Source organism: Bacteroidia bacterium (assembly GCA_016218155.1).
Classification (GTDB): domain Bacteria; phylum Bacteroidota; class Bacteroidia; order Bacteroidales; family GWA2-32-17; genus GWA2-32-17.
The window spans coordinates 153,000-171,732 of the sequence record JACREQ010000046.1; the positions used below are offsets into that span (position 1 = coordinate 153,000).

Consider the following 18,733-nt stretch of genomic DNA (forward strand, 5'->3'; position numbering starts at 1 on the left):
AGCTAGCTATGGAAGAATTTTTTATAGGTTTATCGGTAATGCTTTTACTGGGAATACTTGCACTTGTAATAATATTTATGATAAGGGTAAGTTCTCAGGTAGGTAAAATAAATAAAAGTATTACAGATCTCAGAACAGATTTAGCAAAAGATAGAAATGCTAAAGTAGTGCAGGATATAAAATCTGTAGTTCAGCAAGTTCCAATAGTTAAGCCGGTTGAGATAGTTAAGCCTGTTATTGAGGTAGTTGCTCCACCTATTAAGGAGCAGGCACCAATTCCTGTAATAGAAATTAAAAAAGAGCAGGAAAATATTATTGTTCCACCAGTTATTAAAAAGGAAGAACCTGTAATTCAAAATAAGATAGAAACTCCTGTTAAGCCGGTTGCAAGCCCTGTTAAACCAGTAGTTACAAAAACTCCAAAGCCAAAAACTGATCTTGAGAAATGGATTGGTGAGCATTTGTTAAGTATTATTGGTATTGGTGTATTGGTATTGGGATTAGCATTTTTTGTAAAATATGCAATTGACAGAAACTGGATTAATGAGGTTGGAAGAGTTGCTATTGGAATTTTAGCAGGTGGTGCATTAATTACATTGGCTCATAAATTAAGAAAATCATACAAAACATTTAGTTCTATTCTTGTTGGAGGTGGAATAGCTGTATTATATTTTACTATTACAATTGGATTTCAGAGTTATCATTTATTTTCGCAGACTGCAGCATTTGCTATAATGGTTGTAATTACAGGTTTTGCAGTACTGTTATCACATGCTTATAACCGACAAATATTAGCAATTATTGCTATTGTTGGCGGGTTTGGAACTCCCTTGTTTGTAAGTACTGGTGATGGTAACTACATAGTGTTATTTTCTTACCTAATAATTCTAAATGTAGGTATGTTAGTTTTATCATACTTTAAAAACTGGTATTGGCTTAATGTTATTTGTTTTGCATTTACTACAATAATTTATGGTAGTTGGTTGGGTTATCAGGTAAGTGAGAAGGCTCATCCTCCATATTTAGGTGCTTTAATATTTGGATCAGTATTTTATGCCATTTTCTTCCTTATGAATATTATTAATAACATTAAAGAAAAGAGAAAATTTAATTGGAGTGAAATAACTATACTGTTAACTAATACTTTTATGTTTTTTGCTGCCGGTATGGTAATTCTTAATAATGTTCAATCAGCAAGATTACAGGGTATATTTACTATAGCTATTGCATTATTTAATTTGCTTTTTGCATTACTTTTATACAAGCGTAAGCAAGTTGACCGCAATCTTATTTATTTGCTAATAGGATTTGTTCTAACATTTGTTAGTTTAACAGCACCTATTCAGTTAGATGGAAGTTATATAACATTATTCTGGGCTGCTGAGACTGCTTTATTGTTATGGTTTTCCCAAAAATCTGGAATTAAAATTATTAAACTTGCAGCAGTTACTTTAATGCCTCTTATGCTGATAAGTCTGGTAATTGATTGGTCGCATATTTACATTTATTATGATAAATATTTAACCAAAGCAGATGCAGATTTTTATGGTATTGCCCTAACAGAGCCACTTGCCTTAATATTTAACAAAGCATTTATTACAAGTATGGCTGTAGTTGTTTCGTTATTTCTAAATATTTATTTACTAAGGTTTGAACCATCAATACCAAAATATATAGAAACCGGAACTAAGGTATATCGATGGATATTGTTACCTATATTAGTTCTTTTTTTATATCTAGGATTATTGTTAGAAATTCAGTATCAATTATGGCAAAATATTGAATATTTGTGTGTGCGACATGTTTACCTTGGTGTTTTTCATTTAGCTTATGTATTGGGATTATTAATCTGGTCTTATTACAGAAAAGAAGAAGTTCTGAAAAATATTGTTCTGGGAATTGGATTTTTTGTGTCTATATTCTATATGATTTTCTTTAATTTCCAAACCTCACTGACAAGAGATACATACATAACAGGCGAAGAATTGTCATTAACCCCATTTCTTTTCCATTATTTGAGTGTGATCTTTGTTTTAGGAATTATATTCATGATATGGAGAAGTTATTCCAATCTTTATGGGAATAAATCAGCAATGAGTATTATTTCATTATGGTTTGGAGTATTTGTTTTTCTATTTGTTGGAAGTTCGGAGCTCGACCATTTGGCTGTGTTAACTCAGGTTGATGCAACACATACTATAAAAGCAATGTTATTGCAATCGCGAAAAATTTCTTACCCTATTTTCTGGGGGTTGACATCCTTTGTATTAATGTTTTTAGGAATGAAAAATAAGAACCAGATGCTTAGAATAATTTCATTATCTGTTTTTGCTGTAACATTAATCAAACTATTTACATGGGATATTAGAGGGATTAATGAAGGAGGTAAAGTTATTGCGTTTATTTCTTTAGGTATATTGTTACTCGTTATTTCGTTTATGTATCAGAAACTAAAAAGATTGATTTTAGAAGATGATATTAAAAATAAAGAAGCAGAATCTAAAGCTGAAAAGGAATTATAAAAAAATAATTATGAAATCACTATTTAGAAATATTGTTATAGTTTTTGTTTTCTTAAATATTATTTCTGTATTTTCATTGTCTTCACAGGATTTTAAGTGGGAAAGCAAAACTACAAAAGTAGAAAAGACAGGTTTTAATGAGATATTGTTAAGTACGGTAATTTCAGGAAAAATAAAATCTGATCTGGCTGATTTAAGAATTTATGATAGTATCGGAAATGAAGTGCCGTATATTCAGTATTCCGAAAAACCGATTTTGTACAAACAAATGTTTAAAGAGTACACTATTATTAAGAAAGAGCACAGGTACGATTATACAAGATTGGTTATTCATAATCCAAAGAAAAATGAAATAACAAATTTCTCATTAGTTATAAAAAATGCTGATGTTAGAAAATGGCTAACTCTTAATGCCAGTGACGATCAGAAAGAATGGTACGCATTAAAAGAACATTATTATTTTCAGTCCTTTTATAATGATGACAATACTTCTGAAATCAGGATATTAAATTTTCCGAGATCTAATTATGAGTATTATGAATTGTTAATTTACGATTATTTCGATAATCCTATTAATATATTAAAAGCAGGTTATTATGACTGGTCAGTTGAGACTGGAAAATATTCGCAAATTAATAATGTTAAAATTTCCCAGACAGATACATTAAAACAAAGTATAGTAAAAATTTCTTTCGATCAGCAACAATATATAGATAAATTGCAATTTGTTGTTGATGGTCCTGAATTTTATTTCAGAGATGCTTCAATATCGTTGGTTAAAAGTGTTATCGTAAAAGGTGAAGCTGAATCAGAGTATGAAGAAATTAAACCAACTAAAATTACTTCAAACTCTGAAAATGTAATTACTTTTTCGGCATTTCCTGCAAAGGAATTATATCTGATAATTCAGAATTTTGATGATAAACCATTGCGAATAAAAGAAGTTAACGCTTTTGAATTAAATCATTATGTTATTGCAAATTTAAATGAGGGGAGTGTTTATACTTTAAAATTCGGAAATGATAAACTTAATCCACCAATTTACGATCTTAAATTCTTTACAGATAGTATTCCGGATAATTTACCTCAATTAACAACAGGAAATATATCTAATATTGAAAAAATTGTACAAGAAGAAAATAAACCATTTTATTATAACCCTCTTTTTATTTGGGTTGTTATAGCTTTTGTAGCAATTATTATTGCTTTCATTTGCTTTAAAATGATTAAAGAAATGCCTAAAAAGGATGAGGTTTAATGTCATTCTGAACAAAGTGAAGAATCTAGTGTATGGTTCAAGTTCTCAGCCTAGATCCTTCGTTACGTTTCACTACACTCAGGATGACAAAAAAAGTAGTATGTCATTATGAACCCTTCCTTCGTCAGGATAAACTCCGTGAAGAACAATTTCTAGCGAAGCTAAATCTAGTCTATAATCTAATTGAAAGTTATTCAATTGCTCACAAGATGCAAGCACGTGCTTGCATTATTTTATTAAAATCATTTTTTTACAAATTGAAGTATTTTCTGTACTTATTTTATAAAAATATATACCAGATGGTAAATCATTTGAGTCAAATAAAACATAATTTTCATTTGAATTGCTATTAATAGTTTTTATAATGTTACCCATACTATTAAGAATAGTAATTTCAACCATTTTATTGTTGCATGATGGTATTTGATAATATATTGTTGTTGAATTAGAAAAAGGGTTAGGATAATTCCAAACATTAAAATTATTATTATCTAAAATGTTATTTGTAGTTAAATTTCCATTCTCGTCTAACTTAAATAACCATGCATAATCATCTGATCTGCCTGCAACGATAAGACCACCGTCATTAGTATTTTTTATGTTCATGCCTTGATCTTTCATAGAAAAATCATAAAATTTAGTCCATAAAGAATCACCATTAGTTGATAATTTATGTAACCATAAATCAATTTGATCATAAGTATTTGATTTTTCTCCCATGGCAATAATATTTCCACTAGTATCTGTTGTTAAAGAATTTATCTGGAAATAATATCCTTGATCTGGAGGACAGTTTCTTGTCCAAATAATATCGCCACTTGCATTTAATTTATAAATTAAACCACCCGGATTACCACGGCCTGCAACGATTAAATTTGAATCTTCAATTTGAATAACATCATTTCCAATGTATCCATTGAGCTTCTTACACCAAATGGAATCGCCGTTATTCTGTAATTTTAAAACTAGAATTTTTGCAATTGATGATGAACCTATAGCTGATGAACCAACCAAAAAATAATTGCCTTGATTAGTTTCAAAAATAGTGTTTGCTTCTGATAAATAATTTGAAAAATGAAAAGTTTTTGTCCAGATTGTGTCACCGTTTTGATTTAATTTAAGAACCCAAATGTCACCATGGGAATTTATTCCAGTATTGTTTTTTGTACCGGCAACAATATAACCACCATCAGCAGTTTGTTTAATTGAATTTGCATAGTCATTATATGGTCCACCATATGTTCTAGTCCAGAGTGTATCACCATTCTGATTTAATTTTAAAATCCACATATTACCAATAATGCTAAAATTTATCGTATTAACAATACAATCCTTTATGCCTGCAACAATATAACCACCATCAGAAGTTCTTTCGATATCATAAGCAATATCAGCCAATGATCCACCAGAAGTTTTTGTCCATAAAGTATCTCCATATTTATTTACTTTAATAATTAAAACCTCTTGATTCCATGGATTTCCATTAGTTATACTTACTTTTCCAGCAATAACGTAGCCAGAATCCGCTGTTTGTTGCACAGAAAAAGCAATGGAATTAGCATTTAAACTAATATAATTATATACTTTATTAAATGTTATTTGTTGTGAGTATCCATTTAATAATACAATTAATAATATGCTTAATAAATAAATATATTTTAAACTGTTGTTCATATTTTTAAATTATAAATATAACCCATTTAATTTAAACATAATTGTAATTTTTGCTCGTCGGGATTTAGCTTCGCTGAAATAGTTGTAATCCCGACGATAATATTTGAGGATTTTTTAATCCTTAACCTGTTTATTACTACTTTCTAAACCCCTCAACAATCTTCTCAATTTCACTATAAGCCTGTGCCATTACTTCTTCTACTTTTCCACCAATTTGTTTAGCAAGTAAATCTGCATTCATTAGTGAAATATAAGTTTTACCATTATCTTTTTCATAAGCCGAAATTCTGCAAGGCATTAATGTTGATACATTTCTTAATTCGTCTTTTTCCAGTAATTGTGATGAATATTTCGATTTACAAAGTTCCAGAACTTTAATTGGTAAAACATCTTTGCCACTCTTTTTTAATATTTCCTGTAAATCATGAACAGCAGGCATTTTCCATTCATTTGCTAGTATAGTCTCAGTTAATTTTTCTATAGTTTCTGTGTAACCAAATTTGCTTTCAAATTCTATAAACATTTCATTTGTTTTCATATAATTATTTAGTTTAATAGTAATGTTAATATTATGTTTAATGATATAAATTTAAGAATTATTATTCACATAATTTTATTTAACTTCGCTCAGTATTATTTTAATGTAAAATGTTCTGATAATCTGATAATAAGACAATAAAATGAGTACAATAGCATCATCGGGAAATAAAGGTAAAGGAGTTCGGTCCGATTGTTTTGTAAGTATAGAAATTACTAAAACAGGTGGAATTGAAATAATTCTCGAAAGCAAGGTAAAGCTTATGTTTGGTAAGTCAATTTTGCAAATTACCAATGAAATTCTTGCTTTTTTTGAAATTAAAAATGCCAAAATAACAATTGAAGATACCGGTGCTTTACTTTTTGTAATTGCTGCCAGAATTGAGGCAACAATAAAGCAACTAATAAAAACTGATAAAGAATTTTTGTTGCCATTTCTTGAGCAGAATAATTACCAGACAGCCAAAGATCAAAACAGGTTTTCGCGATTATATCTTCCGGGAAATAGCCCATCATTAATGTTAAATGCTGGTGTTCATAAACCAAACGGAATTATTTTAGATTTGGAAGATGCAGTTGCACCTGATAAAAAATTTGAAGCCAGTTTTTTGGTAAGAAATGCATTAAGAAATCTTGATTTTTACGGAGCCGAGAGAATGGTTAGAATTAATCAGGTTCCAAAAGGATTAGATGATCTTGATTTTATTGTGCCTCATAATGTAAATTTGATTTTAGTGCCAAAGTGCGAGAGTGCCGATCAGATTCATCAGGTAAATAACAAAATAGAAAATATTAAGAAAAAATATAATGTTACCGGAAATATATGGCTTATGCCAATTGTTGAAAGTGCATTAGGTGTTATTAAATCATTTGAAATTGCTACTGCTGCTTCAAATGTTGTTGCAATGGCAATTGGTTTGGAAGATTATACAGCCGATCTAGGAACCAGAAGAACTGCAGATGGAATAGAATCTTTATTTGCAAGAAGTCAGGTTGTAAACGCTTGTCGTGCTGCAGGTATTCAGCCCATCGATTCTGTTTTTTCTGATGTTATGGATATGGAAGGTCTTAAAAACAATGTGCTAAAATCAAAGGCTTTGGGTTTTGATGGAATGGGCTGTATTCATCCACGTCAGATAAAAGTGATTCACGAAAATTATGCTCCTGCAACCGAAGAAATAGAAAAAGCAAAGAAGATTGTTATAGCTTTTGATGAAGCAACAGCAAAAGGTTTGGGAGTTGTATCGCTAGGAACTAAAATGATTGATCCACCGGTAGTGAAACGTGCTCAGAATACTATAGATTTAGCTTTAAAAACAGGAAAAATTAACCAAAATTGGAAGGAAGAACAACATGTCAGCTAATTTTGTAAAAAATGCATTGGGACGATTAGTTCCAACCGAAGTAAACGGAGTTCCACAGGTTCCATATATGGGTGTGGGCAAACATAAGCCAACAGGAAGAAAATATGCTCCTCAGATTGTTTCGTGTTCCGATTTTCCTGATGATGGAAACAAAACTGTTGCAACTTTAAAAGATGCCTTAATAAAATCCGGTTTGCGCGATGGTATGGTAATTTCTACACATCATCATTTTCGTAATGGAGATTTGGTTGCAATTCAGATTTTTGATATTGCAAAAGAACTTGGTGTAAAAGATTTGGTATGGGTTCCATCTGCTTCTTTTGAATGCCAGGCTGTTTTAATAAAATACCTTGAAGATGGTACAATTCATCATATCGAAGGAAGTATGAATGGATCATTAGGTCGTTTTACTTCACAGGGGAAAATGAAAGGAATGGGAATTCTTCGTTCTCATGGTGGACGTTATCAGGCAATACAGGATGGCGAAGTTGTTATCGATATTGCTGTAATTGCTGCTCCAACTGCTGATGCTTTTGGTAATGCAACAGGTGATCGTGGTCCGGCTGCGTGTGGATTGTTAGGATTTGCATTAGCCGATTCACAATATGCAAATAAAGTTATTGTTGTAACTGATAATATTGTTCCTTTTCCTTGTTACCCATGGCAGATTCAGGGAAATTATGTAGACCATGTTGTAGTTGTTGATAAAGTAGGTATTCCGGAGAAAATTGTTTCCGGTACAACAGAAGTTACAAAAAGCCCCGATCGTTTATTGTTAGCAGAGTGGACTGCACAATTTTGCGATGAAGCAGGAATTATAAAAGATGGTTTCTCATTTCAGGCAGGAGCTGGTGGTACAGCACTTTCAATAGGTATTTATTTTGCCGAAATTCTTCGTGAGCGTGGCATGAAGTCGAGATGGGCGAGGGGAGGAAGTAATAAATATCTTGTAAAAATGTTAGAAGACGGTCTTCTTGATTATATTCTTGATGGACAAACATTCGATTTAGAAGGCGTGCGTTCAATGCGTGAGAATGAAGGGCATGTAAATACCAGTCCGTTTACAAGCTATAATTACCACGGCAAAGGAAATTTCGCTTCAATGGTAGATGTTGTTATACTTGGTGCTACTGAAGTTGATGTAAACTTTAATGCAAATGTTGTTACACATTCTGATGGTGTGTTGTTACATGGTATTGGCGGGTGGCAAAATTGTATTGCTTCAAAATGTACAATATTGCCAATTCCTCTTTTCCGTGATAGAATGCCAGTTGTACGTGATGAGGTTACAACAATTTGTGGTCCCGGTGAATTAATAGACGTAATTGTAACAGAACGTGGAATAGCAATTAACCCTTTACGCAAAGATTTAATCGAGAAAATGAAAAATTCCAAATTGCCTATTAAAACAATTGAACAGTTAAAACAGGAAGCTGAAGCTATCTGTGGTGTGCCCGATAAGCCAAAGTTCACCAATAAGCCTGTAGCAGTTGTTAAATGGGTTGATGGAACTATAATTGACACAGTTTGGGAAATTGATAACACATAATACCATTCTGTCATTCTGACTTTTCTGTCATTCTGAACGAAGTGAAGAATCTAGTGTAGCATATTATAATCAGAGCCTTCGCTTTACTAAGGATGATAATATAAATATCAAATCACTATGAAACCTAAAAATCTTTTTCTTATTGTAACATTTGTTTTATTCTCAATAACTCTTAATGCTCAGGAAATTTCGGGACATTATTCATTTACTGTAAGCTCAAATCCTCAATATAACAGAGCAATGGGTGTAGGTGGTGAATATATTCATAAATTTGGCAAAACACGTTTTGGAATTTGTTATGACTACTCTAATATTTATAAGACTGTAATTTATAGTTATAATGATGAGATTACCGGTGATTTGATTTATGATAATCAATATTCTAATATGCTTTGTAGTGAACTGGCTGTTTTTGGATTAAAGAATTTTTATGAAAATGATAACTCAAGAATTTCTTTTGGACCAATTATCGGAATTAATTATATTAGAAGGTTAGGCACTGTTCAACGGTTTTATAATCCAAAAGATTTAAGATATAATACTTTTTTTAAGTACGATGACAAGAATTTTCAATCAGAATTCGGATTTGTATTTCAGGCTGAAATAAAAGATGTATTTATTAAAAATCTTTCATTTGTTACAGGAATTAAAGGAGTTGTTTCTGGTATTGAGTTTCTGGATTTTTCTGATCCACGCAACCCTAATACTTTTTTTAATATGAAAGTAGAATTAGGATTACGTTATTCTTTTAGCTGTAATAAGAAAAAATAAATAAGACGGTGCATTTTATTGCACCGCTTTATAACATAATACTTAAAAATTATTTACTCTTATCAGGAAACGCAGGTATCTTGCCTTTTTCCATTGGTTTGTCTTTTAATTCCTGCATAATAATTTCAATTGCTTTATTTAGTTGTTCGTCTTCACCGGCAAATTCTTTTGCAGGATCATTATCAACAATAATATCAGGATCTACACCATGACCTTCAATTATCCAATTGCTTCCATCAGCAGCGTAATGTCCGAATTCAGGCTTGGATAAATTACCACCATCAATAAAAGGTAAGGAACCGCGTATTCCAACTACACCACCCCATGTACGCACACCAATAATTTTTCCTAAACCTGTTTTTCTAAACTGATAAGGAAAAAGGTCACCATCGGAAGCCGAATAATTATTTACAAGTAAAACTTTTGGTCCGACTAACATTTGTTCAGGGTTGGTACTGCCTTCAGTCTGGTTTCTTGCCATTCCCATAAATGCAAGCTCTCGTTTTAATCTTTCAATAATCATAGGCGAAACATTACCACCACCATTACCTCTGTCGTCAATAATTAAAGCTTTTTTTGCTAGTTGAGGGTAAAAATATTTCGCAAATTCGTTAAGTCCTTCAACTCCCATATCAGGAATATGAATATAACCAACCTGACCATTTGTTGCTTCATTAACTTTATTAATGTTTTCCTGAACCCAGTTGTAATAATAAAGAGGGTTTTCATCTTTAATAGGTATAACTAAAACCTTTCTTGTTGATGCTTCATTTGCAGCTGTGGATATTGTTAATTCAACTTCTTTTTCTGCAGTATTCCATAACATAGTATAAATGTCGGGAGTATTTTTTACCGATTTTCCGTTAACAGCTGTAATGAAATCGCCTGCTTTAATGTTTAAGCCTACTTCAGTTAAAGGTGATCGAAGATTATTATCCCAATTTTGCCCTTCAAGAATTTTATTTATTTTAAAGTATCCTGAAGCATCTTTTGTTATTTTAGCACCAAGTAATCCGGTATATATTTTATCTGATTTAGGTTTATCGCCACCACCTGTATATGCATGACCAATATTTAGTTCGCCAATTAATTCACCGATTAAAAAATTTAAATCGTTACGATTACTAACAAATGGTACTAAAACTGCATATTTGTCGTGCATTTTTTTCCAGTCAACTCCTTGCATGTTTGGGTCATAGAAAAAGTCACGCATTTGCCTCCAAGCTTCAACATAAATCTGTTTCCACTCAGCTTTGTTATCAACCATTGTAGACATCTCAGTAAGATCAACATGTTTTTCAGTTTTAATTTCTGAAGATGGAATGTCTATTATATAATATTTGCCATCTTTACTGATTAACATTTTCTTATTGTTTGTTGTTATCTCATAGCTTCTAACTTGTCCTAATACAGTTTCCTTTTTTTCTTTTAAACTGAATGATTTTAATGTATTGTCTGATTCTTCTGTTGATGAGTACTGATAATATAATTTGTCTCCAATCTGACTGATATTCCAATAATTTCCGCATTTTGTTGGTATTGCTACAATACGTTGTTGAATTCCATCAATTTCAATTTTTACATCAGGTGCAGATGTTTTTTCATCGGCTTTTTTATCAGGTATACTCATATCAACTTCGTCATTAGTTGGTGCAAGCGGATTAGGAGTGTTTTTTTGTAATGTTATAAGGTAAATACGTGACATGTCAGAATATGAATGATTCCATTCTGTCTGGCTATATGTAGGGTTGAAATCACGATCAGAAGTGAAAAACATATATTTACCGTCAACACTAAAATAAGGGTGATATGAATTATACCAACTGTCAGTTAATGCAGAAACAGACTTTGAAGTTATGTTATATAAAAATATCTGAGCCATTGTTGATGTAAGGGATTTGTCAGAAAATGAAATCCATTTACTGTCCGGAGACCATGCAAAATCAGCTATTTCCCATGTTTTACTCTGGCTAACTTGAACAATGTTTTTAGAATCTATTTCAACATATTGTAAACGAAATTTCTTGTCGTTAAATAATATTTTTTTACTATCCGGTGACCATAAAACAGAGAATTTGTATGTGTCAGCATTCTTTGTTAATTGAACAGGGTCTGCTGTTCCATCTGCTTTTTGAATATAAACTTCATATTCGCCACTTGCATCAGAAAGAAATGCAATCCATTTTCCGTCGGGTGACCATGCAGATGAACGTTCGTGTGACCCTGAACTCTGACTTAGATTTCTTGTTATTCCTTGCTTACCCGGAACAGTCCAGATATCGCCACGAGCCGAGAATACAATGCGATTCCCATCAGGCGAAATGCTGTAATCGTTAATATTTTTTGAAGCATCTTTTAACTGGTTTCTGGCATTTAAATTATCATCATTTATGAAAATTGTGACCTTTGTTTGGGTTTGTGTTTTGATATCAAATAAGAAAATAAAACCACCATTCTCAAAAACTATTTTTCCGTCACCAAGCGTCGGAAATTTTATGTCGTATTCTGTGAACGATGTTACTTTGCGTGTCTGACGTGTGTCAAGATTTGCTGCAAAGAGATTCATTGTTCTGTCACGATCACTACAGAAATAAACTTCATTATTATACCACATAGGAAAAATATCCTGTGAAATGTTACCAGTAATGTTTTCTGTTTTCTTTGTGTCAAAATTATAAATCCATACATCATCAGCCATTCCTCCTTTATAGTATTTCCAGGTACGGAATTCGCGCATTACTCGGTTAAAAGCTAGCTTTTTTCCATCAGCAGAAAAACTGTTGAAACCACCTGCAGGTAAAGGCAATTGTTCTGACATTCCTCCATCAATAGAAACTTGAAATAGCTGACCTATAAAATCATTCCATGATTGTTTGCGTGATCGATAAATGATTTTTTTACCATCATTTGTCCATGATGTTACGATATTGTTTGGTCCCATTCTGTCTGAAATATCATCACGTTCCAGAGTAGAAGTAAAAGTTAATCGTTTAGGTTCACCACCCTCAGAAGGCATTACGTAAACTTCAGTGTTTCCATCATATTGTGCTGAAAAGGCAATCCATTTTCCATCCGGTGAAAAATGCGGAAACATTTCATATCCTTTATGAGTTGTAAGTTTTCTGGCAACACCACCTGTTGTTGAAACAGTATATAAATCACCAGCATATGTGAAAACTATTTTATCGCCATTTACTGCAGGAAATCTTAATAATCGGGCTTCTTGCTGACTCATTGCAACTAATGAGATAAAACATAAAATGCTTAAAATTATTTTTTTCATGTTTTTAATTTTTATTTATACAAAGCTAAGTTTATTTATTATTATGATTTATGCTTAATCGATCAAATTGTAAAAAGTTTAAACAAACGGTATTTATTTAATAATAAATTCTTAATAGAGATTAATTTTAAATTCTGATTCCAATAACTAAAATATCGTCAGTTTGTTCGAAATTACCTTTCCATTTTTCAAATTCTGAGGAGATTATATCTTTTTGTTCTTTGCAATTTAAATTTGAACTATTTGTTATTAATTCCTTAAGAGCTTTATATTTATATTTTTTATTGTTTTTTCCGCCAAACTGATCGGCGTAACCATCAGAGAATAAATAAACCATATCGTTTTTGGTAATTGTAACCTCTTTATTTGTAAAGACTTCGTAATTTTCACTGAAATATCCAATAGGCATTTTATCACCCTTAAGTTCATAAAGTTTAAAGTTGGAAATTGGCAAGTTTTGTTTTTCAATAATTTCTTCACTTTCTACTTTAAACTCTTCATTTTTGACTATATAAATAGGGTTATTTGCTCCGGCAAATTCAAGTTGCATTTCTATTTTGTCAATGGAACATAATGAAATGTCCATTCCATCTTTTGTATCTCCCTCCATACCTCTTTGGTGAAGAGATAAAATTATTAATTCTTTTAGTTCGTTTAAAATTATGTCGGGCTTAACAATCCCTTTGTTAGTTATCTCTTTTAGAAATGCAATTCCTAACATGCTCATAAATGCTCCAGGAACTCCATGCCCAGTGCAATCTGCCGCTGCAATGATTGTTTTGTTTCCAATTTTTCTTGCCCAATAGAAATCACCGCTTACAATATTTCTTGGTTTAAAAAGAATAAAATAATCGTCAAGAATTTCGTTTAGGTAAATTGTTATAGGAAGCAATGCTTGCTGAATTCTTCTTGCATAATATATACTATCTGTTATCTCATTTTTTTGGTTAGAAATCAAGTCCCGTTGTTCTGTTGCAATATCACGTTGTGCTTCTATTTCATCGCGCTGTGTGATGATTTCTTCTTTTTGCATTAATATTTCCTGATTTAAATCGGAAAGTTTTTTATTGGCTTTCTTTTTTTCTTTATATAATCTAAAAAGTAATATAGAGAATACTGAAATTAGTATTAAAACAATAACTATAGAATATATTAGTATACGTTGTTTATTAATTTCGTCCTGACTTTGCTTTATTTGTAATTTTGATAATTGTTTGTCTTTATTCAATAATTGTATTTCCTGTTCTTTTTTTCCAGTTTCGTATTTTGTCTGAATTTCATTTATTTGTTTTTGACTTTCAGTGGTGAATAATGTATCTTTTAAATTGTTATATTTTTCATAAAATTCAATAGCAGTGCTTAGCCTATTCTGTTTTTTGTATAATAAATACAGGTTTTTAAAATCTTCTAAAATAACTTGATTATAGTCAATTTTAGTAGCTACATCAATACTGTTTTTATAATATTTTTCTGCAATAGCATTATTCCCAATTGCCTGATATGTTTGTCCAATTTGTAATAAAACAAGAGACACTCTAATATTATTATTTATACTTTTTACAATTTTTAATGCATTCTGGTAATTTGTTAAAGCTTTATAGTAATTTTCTTGATTAAAATAAACATCTCCCATATTTAATAAAGCCAGAGCTATTCCTTCTGGATTATTATTATCTTTTTCTATTGCTAAAGAATTTTCATATGATTTTATGGCTTCGTTATCTTTTTTTTGTTGTTTGTAAACGTTTCCCATTCCAATCATAGCCGAAGACATAATATTATTTTTTCCAATATTTTTACTAATTTGAAAACAAATCTTATAATTTTCCAATGCTTTGTCGTAATTCTTCCAATTTATAAATACATTGGCAATTCCAATATGTGCAATTGCTATACCTGAAGAATCTTTTATTTTCTCACAAAAATTTAAACTTTGATGATAATACTTTAATGCAATTTCATAATTACACTGAAATTTATATATATTGCCTATGGTATTTAATAATTTGCCTTTTCTTGTTTTATCAGAAATGGAATCGTAATAACAAATTGCTTTATTTAATTTATCAATTGCTTCAGGATACTTTTCATTTTCATAATATAATACTCCTAACAAATCATATGAATCGGCTAAGCCATTTTTGTTTTTTATTAAACCGTATAAGTAAATTGATTGATTTAAAGATTTAACAGTACCGTTAAAATCTCCTAATTTATTATTTAATTTACCTAGTTTTTGATATGTTTTTGCTTCTAAATTTTTGTCTTTTGCTTTCTTGCTTTCTTGCTTTCTGTTAGTGCCAAATTCATTGTTGATAAAGCTTCAGATTTCTTTTTGTTTCGGAACAGAATAGTTGCTTTAGATAATAATGACTTGTTTATTAATGTGTCATTTTTTAATTCTAATGATACTTTTAAAGCTTGGTCAATATAATTTAAACTTTGATTAAAGTCTGTTTCTGAGTATTCATCAGCTATTTTAATTGCAGTTTCAACTTTATTTATACCTTTTGAAATATTGTAAGCATTTTTTAAACTATCAATATTATATGCATTTGCATTGGTGCAGAAAAGTATAAATATTAGGATGTAAATATATCGGTACATGTTTGTATAATTGAGCTTTGTATAAATAATAAATACAAAGATTATATTTTTTTTGCAAAAGCAACTATATGTCCATCTAAATCTGAAATATAAGCAACAATATCGCCCCAGTCGCGGATTGTAGCCATACTGATTTCTTTTGCTCCATGTTGAATAGATTTATTAAATTCAAATTCAGGATCGTTAACATATAAATAAAGTTCGCAACGGGGTATTCCATTTCCACTTGCAGGATCTGGAGTTTTATTTTCTAAAATTTTCACTATTCCTTTTTCTGGCATTAACCCTAATTTAACTTCAGGTGTTAATTGAAATTCAGTCATCCCGGCAACGTCAAGTATTGGAGTCTTATTAAGAATACCTGAATAAAAATCTCTGCTTTTTTGCTGGTCCTTACAGTATAATATTATTTCAAATTTGGTTTTATCCATTGAATTATGCAAATATGGAATAATTATATTATTTTTTTCTAAAACCTGTTAGGTCTTGGAATCAAATATTATTTTTTTCTTTATCAATAATATCTTTGAGAGTAGTATTTTTTAGAATTGCAACTGTTTTATCTCTTATCTCTTTAACAACACTTCTTACACCGCATGTGGTTTCATCCTTACAATGATTACATTCTTCATAGTAATTATAGGTAACGCAAGGTAGTAAGGCTATAGCGCCGTCAAAAAATCGTATTATTTCTGCGAAATTTACATTTTCAGGTTTCTTAATTAAATAATATCCGCCGCCTTTTCCTTTTTTGCTGCTAACAATACCCATGTTTTTAAGCTCAAGCAGTATTGTCTCTAAAAATTTTTTCGGCAATTTTTCAGCTTCAGCTATCTCGCTTATTAATACTGGACCGTGCTCATATTTCTTTGCAAGGTATGTTAATGCATAAAGCGAATATTGTGCTTTCTTAGAAATCATTTTTAAATTCTTTAATCAAAAGTAACTAAAATTATTTAATGAAAATATAATGACTATCATCTTTTGTTTTTCTTTCAATAGTTCTTCCAATTTGTTTAATAAATATATTATTTGTTGCAGCAATCTTTAATACCTCGTTTTCTTTCGCTTCTTCAACAGCAATTAGTAAACCACCGCTAGTTTGAGGATCGCAAATAATTAATTTCTGAAATTCAGACATTGCAGAAATTTTACTTCCATAACTATTAAAATTTCTTGTTGTTCCTCCTGGAATAGTATTATTGTCGATATATTTTTCTATTCCTTCAAATATTGGTAATGAATTAAAATTTATTTCGGCATTTATATTACTTCCTTCACACATTTCAATTAAATGTCCACCAAGCCCGAAACCTGTAACATCAGTCATAGCTTTTATAGCATCTGTTTTTCCGAATTCAGAGCCAATGCTGTTTAATGTTTTCATTGAGTTTAAAGCAATTTTTAAGTCTTCATCTGTTAAAAGGTTCTTTTTTTGAGCTGTAGAAAGTATTCCTATTCCAAGTGGTTTAGTAATAAAAAGTGAGCAGTTTGATTTTGCAGTACAGTTTTGCTTAATGTTATTTTTATTTACCATACCATTAACTGCCAGGCCAAATACAGGAACTGGAATATCTATACTATGACCTCCGGAAATTGTTATACCGGCTTTAGCGCATGCTTCAGTAGCTCCTTTAATAACTTCTTTTGCAATATTGGCAGGAATTTTTGAAAGTGGCCAACCTAGAATTGCTATTGCTAATATTGGTGTTCCACCCATTGCGTAAATGTCGCTTAAAGCATTTATAGCAGCTATGTATCCAAAGTCAAATGCATCATCAACAATTGGAGTAAAGAAATCGGTAGTACTAATTATTGCTGTATCATTTCCTAAATCAAAAACTGCTGCATCATCTTTTGTAGAATTTCCTACCAATAATCTATTGTCGTTAATTATTGGTGTTATATTTTTTAGAATTTCTTCTAAATCTTTTGGAGATATCTTGCACCCACAACCGGAGCCAGGACTAAATTGTGTTAATTTAATTTCTTCCATTATTTATTTTTTTGTAATTTACTAATTTGTTGCAAATTTCCTGAACAGAAAGATTATTTATGTTTAATTCTTTCACATTGTTATTTTTATGTCTTTTTAGGCTGAATAAATATTGTTTATCGTAATAATTTAATATTGTTAAAATAGCATTAAAAAAATCATTATTTATTAAATAGTTAACTATCACTTGAGCTTTGTCGCCACCAATTCTCCTCGAAATTCTTTGAACTGCACTTATCAATAAATCTTTTTCAAAATGTGCATATTCTTTTACTAATCTTTCGGCACGGTCGTTTATATTTCTTTCAAGTAAAATAAATTCTGTAGATTGCATTTGTTCATGAAATAGTCTGGGTATATAAATATTTCCAATAGTAAGGCTTTCATCTTCAATCCATATTGGCTTTTCTGTTTTCTGATTTTTTAGTTTTGTAAAAAGCAAATTTTCAAAATGTTCTGTACTTGGTTGTTGCAATTGTCCAAAATGACCAAAAACGGAACCTTTATGATTAGCAAGTCCTTCAAGATCTATAACCTGTTCATTATTTTCTTTTAGGTAATGAAGAATCTCAGTTTTTCCCGATCCTGTCATACCACCAATAACAATTAATTTAAACTGTTTCTCAAAATAGGTTCTAACAAATTGTCTGTAATTTTTATAACCACCTTCAAGAATATAAACATTATAACCAGCAGTTTCAAGTAGCCATGCCATATTTTTACTGCGCATTCCTCCGCGCCAGCAATGAAGCCTAATATTATCACCCTTTGCAATATTGTTAACTGTTTCAACAAAAGAAACAAGTTTAGATTGAACCTTTTCTAAGCCAATTTTTATTGCTTCATCTTTACCTTGATTAACATATGCTGTTCCTACTAATACTCTTTCTTCGTTAGAAAATAAAGGTAAATTAATTGCACCAGGAATATGTCCTTTATCAAATTCAATAGGTGATCTAACATCAAAAATCGGATATGAAAACGATAAAAATTCTTCGGTATTAACTCTTAAAGTCATTTTTATTTTACAATAAACTTTACAAAGATTGTAATAATTAAATGAATTGCATTTAATAAATAATTAAGTTAATAAGATTTTTTGAATAGTTATATGTGTAATAAATACAGGTATATACATTGACTTATTTTGTATTTCAATTCTGAATAAATTT

Annotated in this window: 14 protein-coding genes; 5 read left to right on the plus strand and 9 right to left on the minus strand. The window is 30.5% G+C overall.

Annotated features, from left to right (window positions below; translation table 11 throughout):
- Positions 1–8 precede the first annotated feature (8 nt).
- Positions 9–2,522 carry a DUF2339 domain-containing protein gene (locus HY951_08835; protein ID MBI5540148.1) on the plus strand — a complete coding sequence of 838 codons (2,514 nt, stop codon included), beginning with the start codon at positions 9–11 and terminating at the stop codon, positions 2,520–2,522.
- 10 nt (positions 2,523–2,532) lie between these two features.
- Positions 2,533–3,780 (plus strand): hypothetical protein, encoded by a 1,248-nt coding sequence (locus tag HY951_08840; protein MBI5540149.1) that lies wholly within the window; start codon positions 2,533–2,535, stop codon positions 3,778–3,780.
- Positions 3,781–4,008: 228 nt separating this feature from the next.
- On the opposite strand, the gene HY951_08845 is transcribed toward HY951_08840, so the two are convergent.
- The gene (locus tag HY951_08845; GenBank protein ID MBI5540150.1) at positions 4,009–5,454 is read right to left on the minus strand and encodes a T9SS type A sorting domain-containing protein; all 1,446 of its coding nucleotides are present in this window, start codon (positions 5,452–5,454) and stop codon (positions 4,009–4,011) included.
- Positions 5,455–5,590: 136 nt separating this feature from the next.
- Positions 5,591–5,992: a DUF302 domain-containing protein gene (locus HY951_08850; protein MBI5540151.1), complete on the minus strand. Its 402-nt coding sequence runs from the start codon at positions 5,990–5,992 to the stop codon at positions 5,591–5,593.
- A 142-nt stretch (positions 5,993–6,134) separates the two neighbouring features.
- Between HY951_08850 and HY951_08855 the strand changes: the two genes are divergently transcribed.
- The 3 genes from HY951_08855 to HY951_08865 all read left to right on the plus strand — a co-directional run bounded on the left by HY951_08855 (position 6,135) and on the right by HY951_08865 (position 9,675).
- The gene (locus HY951_08855; GenBank protein MBI5540152.1) at positions 6,135–7,355 is read left to right on the plus strand and encodes an HpcH/HpaI aldolase/citrate lyase family protein; all 1,221 of its coding nucleotides are present in this window, start codon (positions 6,135–6,137) and stop codon (positions 7,353–7,355) included.
- Positions 7,345–8,904 carry a citrate lyase subunit alpha gene (locus HY951_08860; GenBank protein MBI5540153.1) on the plus strand — a complete coding sequence of 520 codons (1,560 nt, stop codon included), beginning with the start codon at positions 7,345–7,347 and terminating at the stop codon, positions 8,902–8,904. The genes HY951_08855 and HY951_08860 overlap by 11 nt, the downstream gene beginning before the upstream one ends.
- Before the next feature lie 117 nt (positions 8,905–9,021).
- Positions 9,022–9,675: a hypothetical protein gene (locus HY951_08865; protein ID MBI5540154.1), complete on the plus strand. Its 654-nt coding sequence runs from the start codon at positions 9,022–9,024 to the stop codon at positions 9,673–9,675.
- A 49-nt stretch (positions 9,676–9,724) separates the two neighbouring features.
- Here the strand turns inward: HY951_08865 and HY951_08870 are convergent, their stop codons facing one another.
- The 7 genes from HY951_08870 to mnmH all read right to left on the minus strand — a co-directional run bounded on the left by HY951_08870 (position 9,725) and on the right by mnmH (position 18,579).
- On the minus strand, positions 9,725–12,958 hold the full coding sequence (locus tag HY951_08870) for a PD40 domain-containing protein (GenBank protein ID MBI5540155.1): 3,234 nt from the start codon (positions 12,956–12,958) through the stop codon (positions 9,725–9,727).
- Between the two features lie 127 nt (positions 12,959–13,085).
- A complete protein-coding gene (locus HY951_08875; GenBank protein MBI5540156.1) occupies positions 13,086–15,074 on the minus strand; it encodes a tetratricopeptide repeat protein in 1,989 nt (662 codons plus the stop codon).
- A 137-nt stretch (positions 15,075–15,211) separates the two neighbouring features.
- Complete coding sequence (locus HY951_08880; GenBank protein MBI5540157.1) at positions 15,212–15,565, minus strand: hypothetical protein; 354 nt, start codon at positions 15,563–15,565, stop codon at positions 15,212–15,214.
- A gap of 41 nt (positions 15,566–15,606) precedes the next feature.
- Complete coding sequence (locus tag HY951_08885) at positions 15,607–15,996, minus strand: VOC family protein (GenBank protein MBI5540158.1); 390 nt, start codon at positions 15,994–15,996, stop codon at positions 15,607–15,609.
- Between the two features lie 61 nt (positions 15,997–16,057).
- Positions 16,058–16,486 (minus strand): Rrf2 family transcriptional regulator, encoded by a 429-nt coding sequence (locus HY951_08890; protein ID MBI5540159.1) that lies wholly within the window; start codon positions 16,484–16,486, stop codon positions 16,058–16,060.
- A gap of 31 nt (positions 16,487–16,517) precedes the next feature.
- Positions 16,518–17,561 carry a selenide, water dikinase SelD gene (selD, locus tag HY951_08895; protein MBI5540160.1) on the minus strand — a complete coding sequence of 348 codons (1,044 nt, stop codon included), beginning with the start codon at positions 17,559–17,561 and terminating at the stop codon, positions 16,518–16,520.
- The gene (gene mnmH, locus HY951_08900) at positions 17,548–18,579 is read right to left on the minus strand and encodes a tRNA 2-selenouridine(34) synthase MnmH (protein ID MBI5540161.1); all 1,032 of its coding nucleotides are present in this window, start codon (positions 18,577–18,579) and stop codon (positions 17,548–17,550) included. The genes selD and mnmH overlap by 14 nt, the downstream gene beginning before the upstream one ends.
- Between the last annotated feature and the right edge of the window lie 154 nt (positions 18,580–18,733).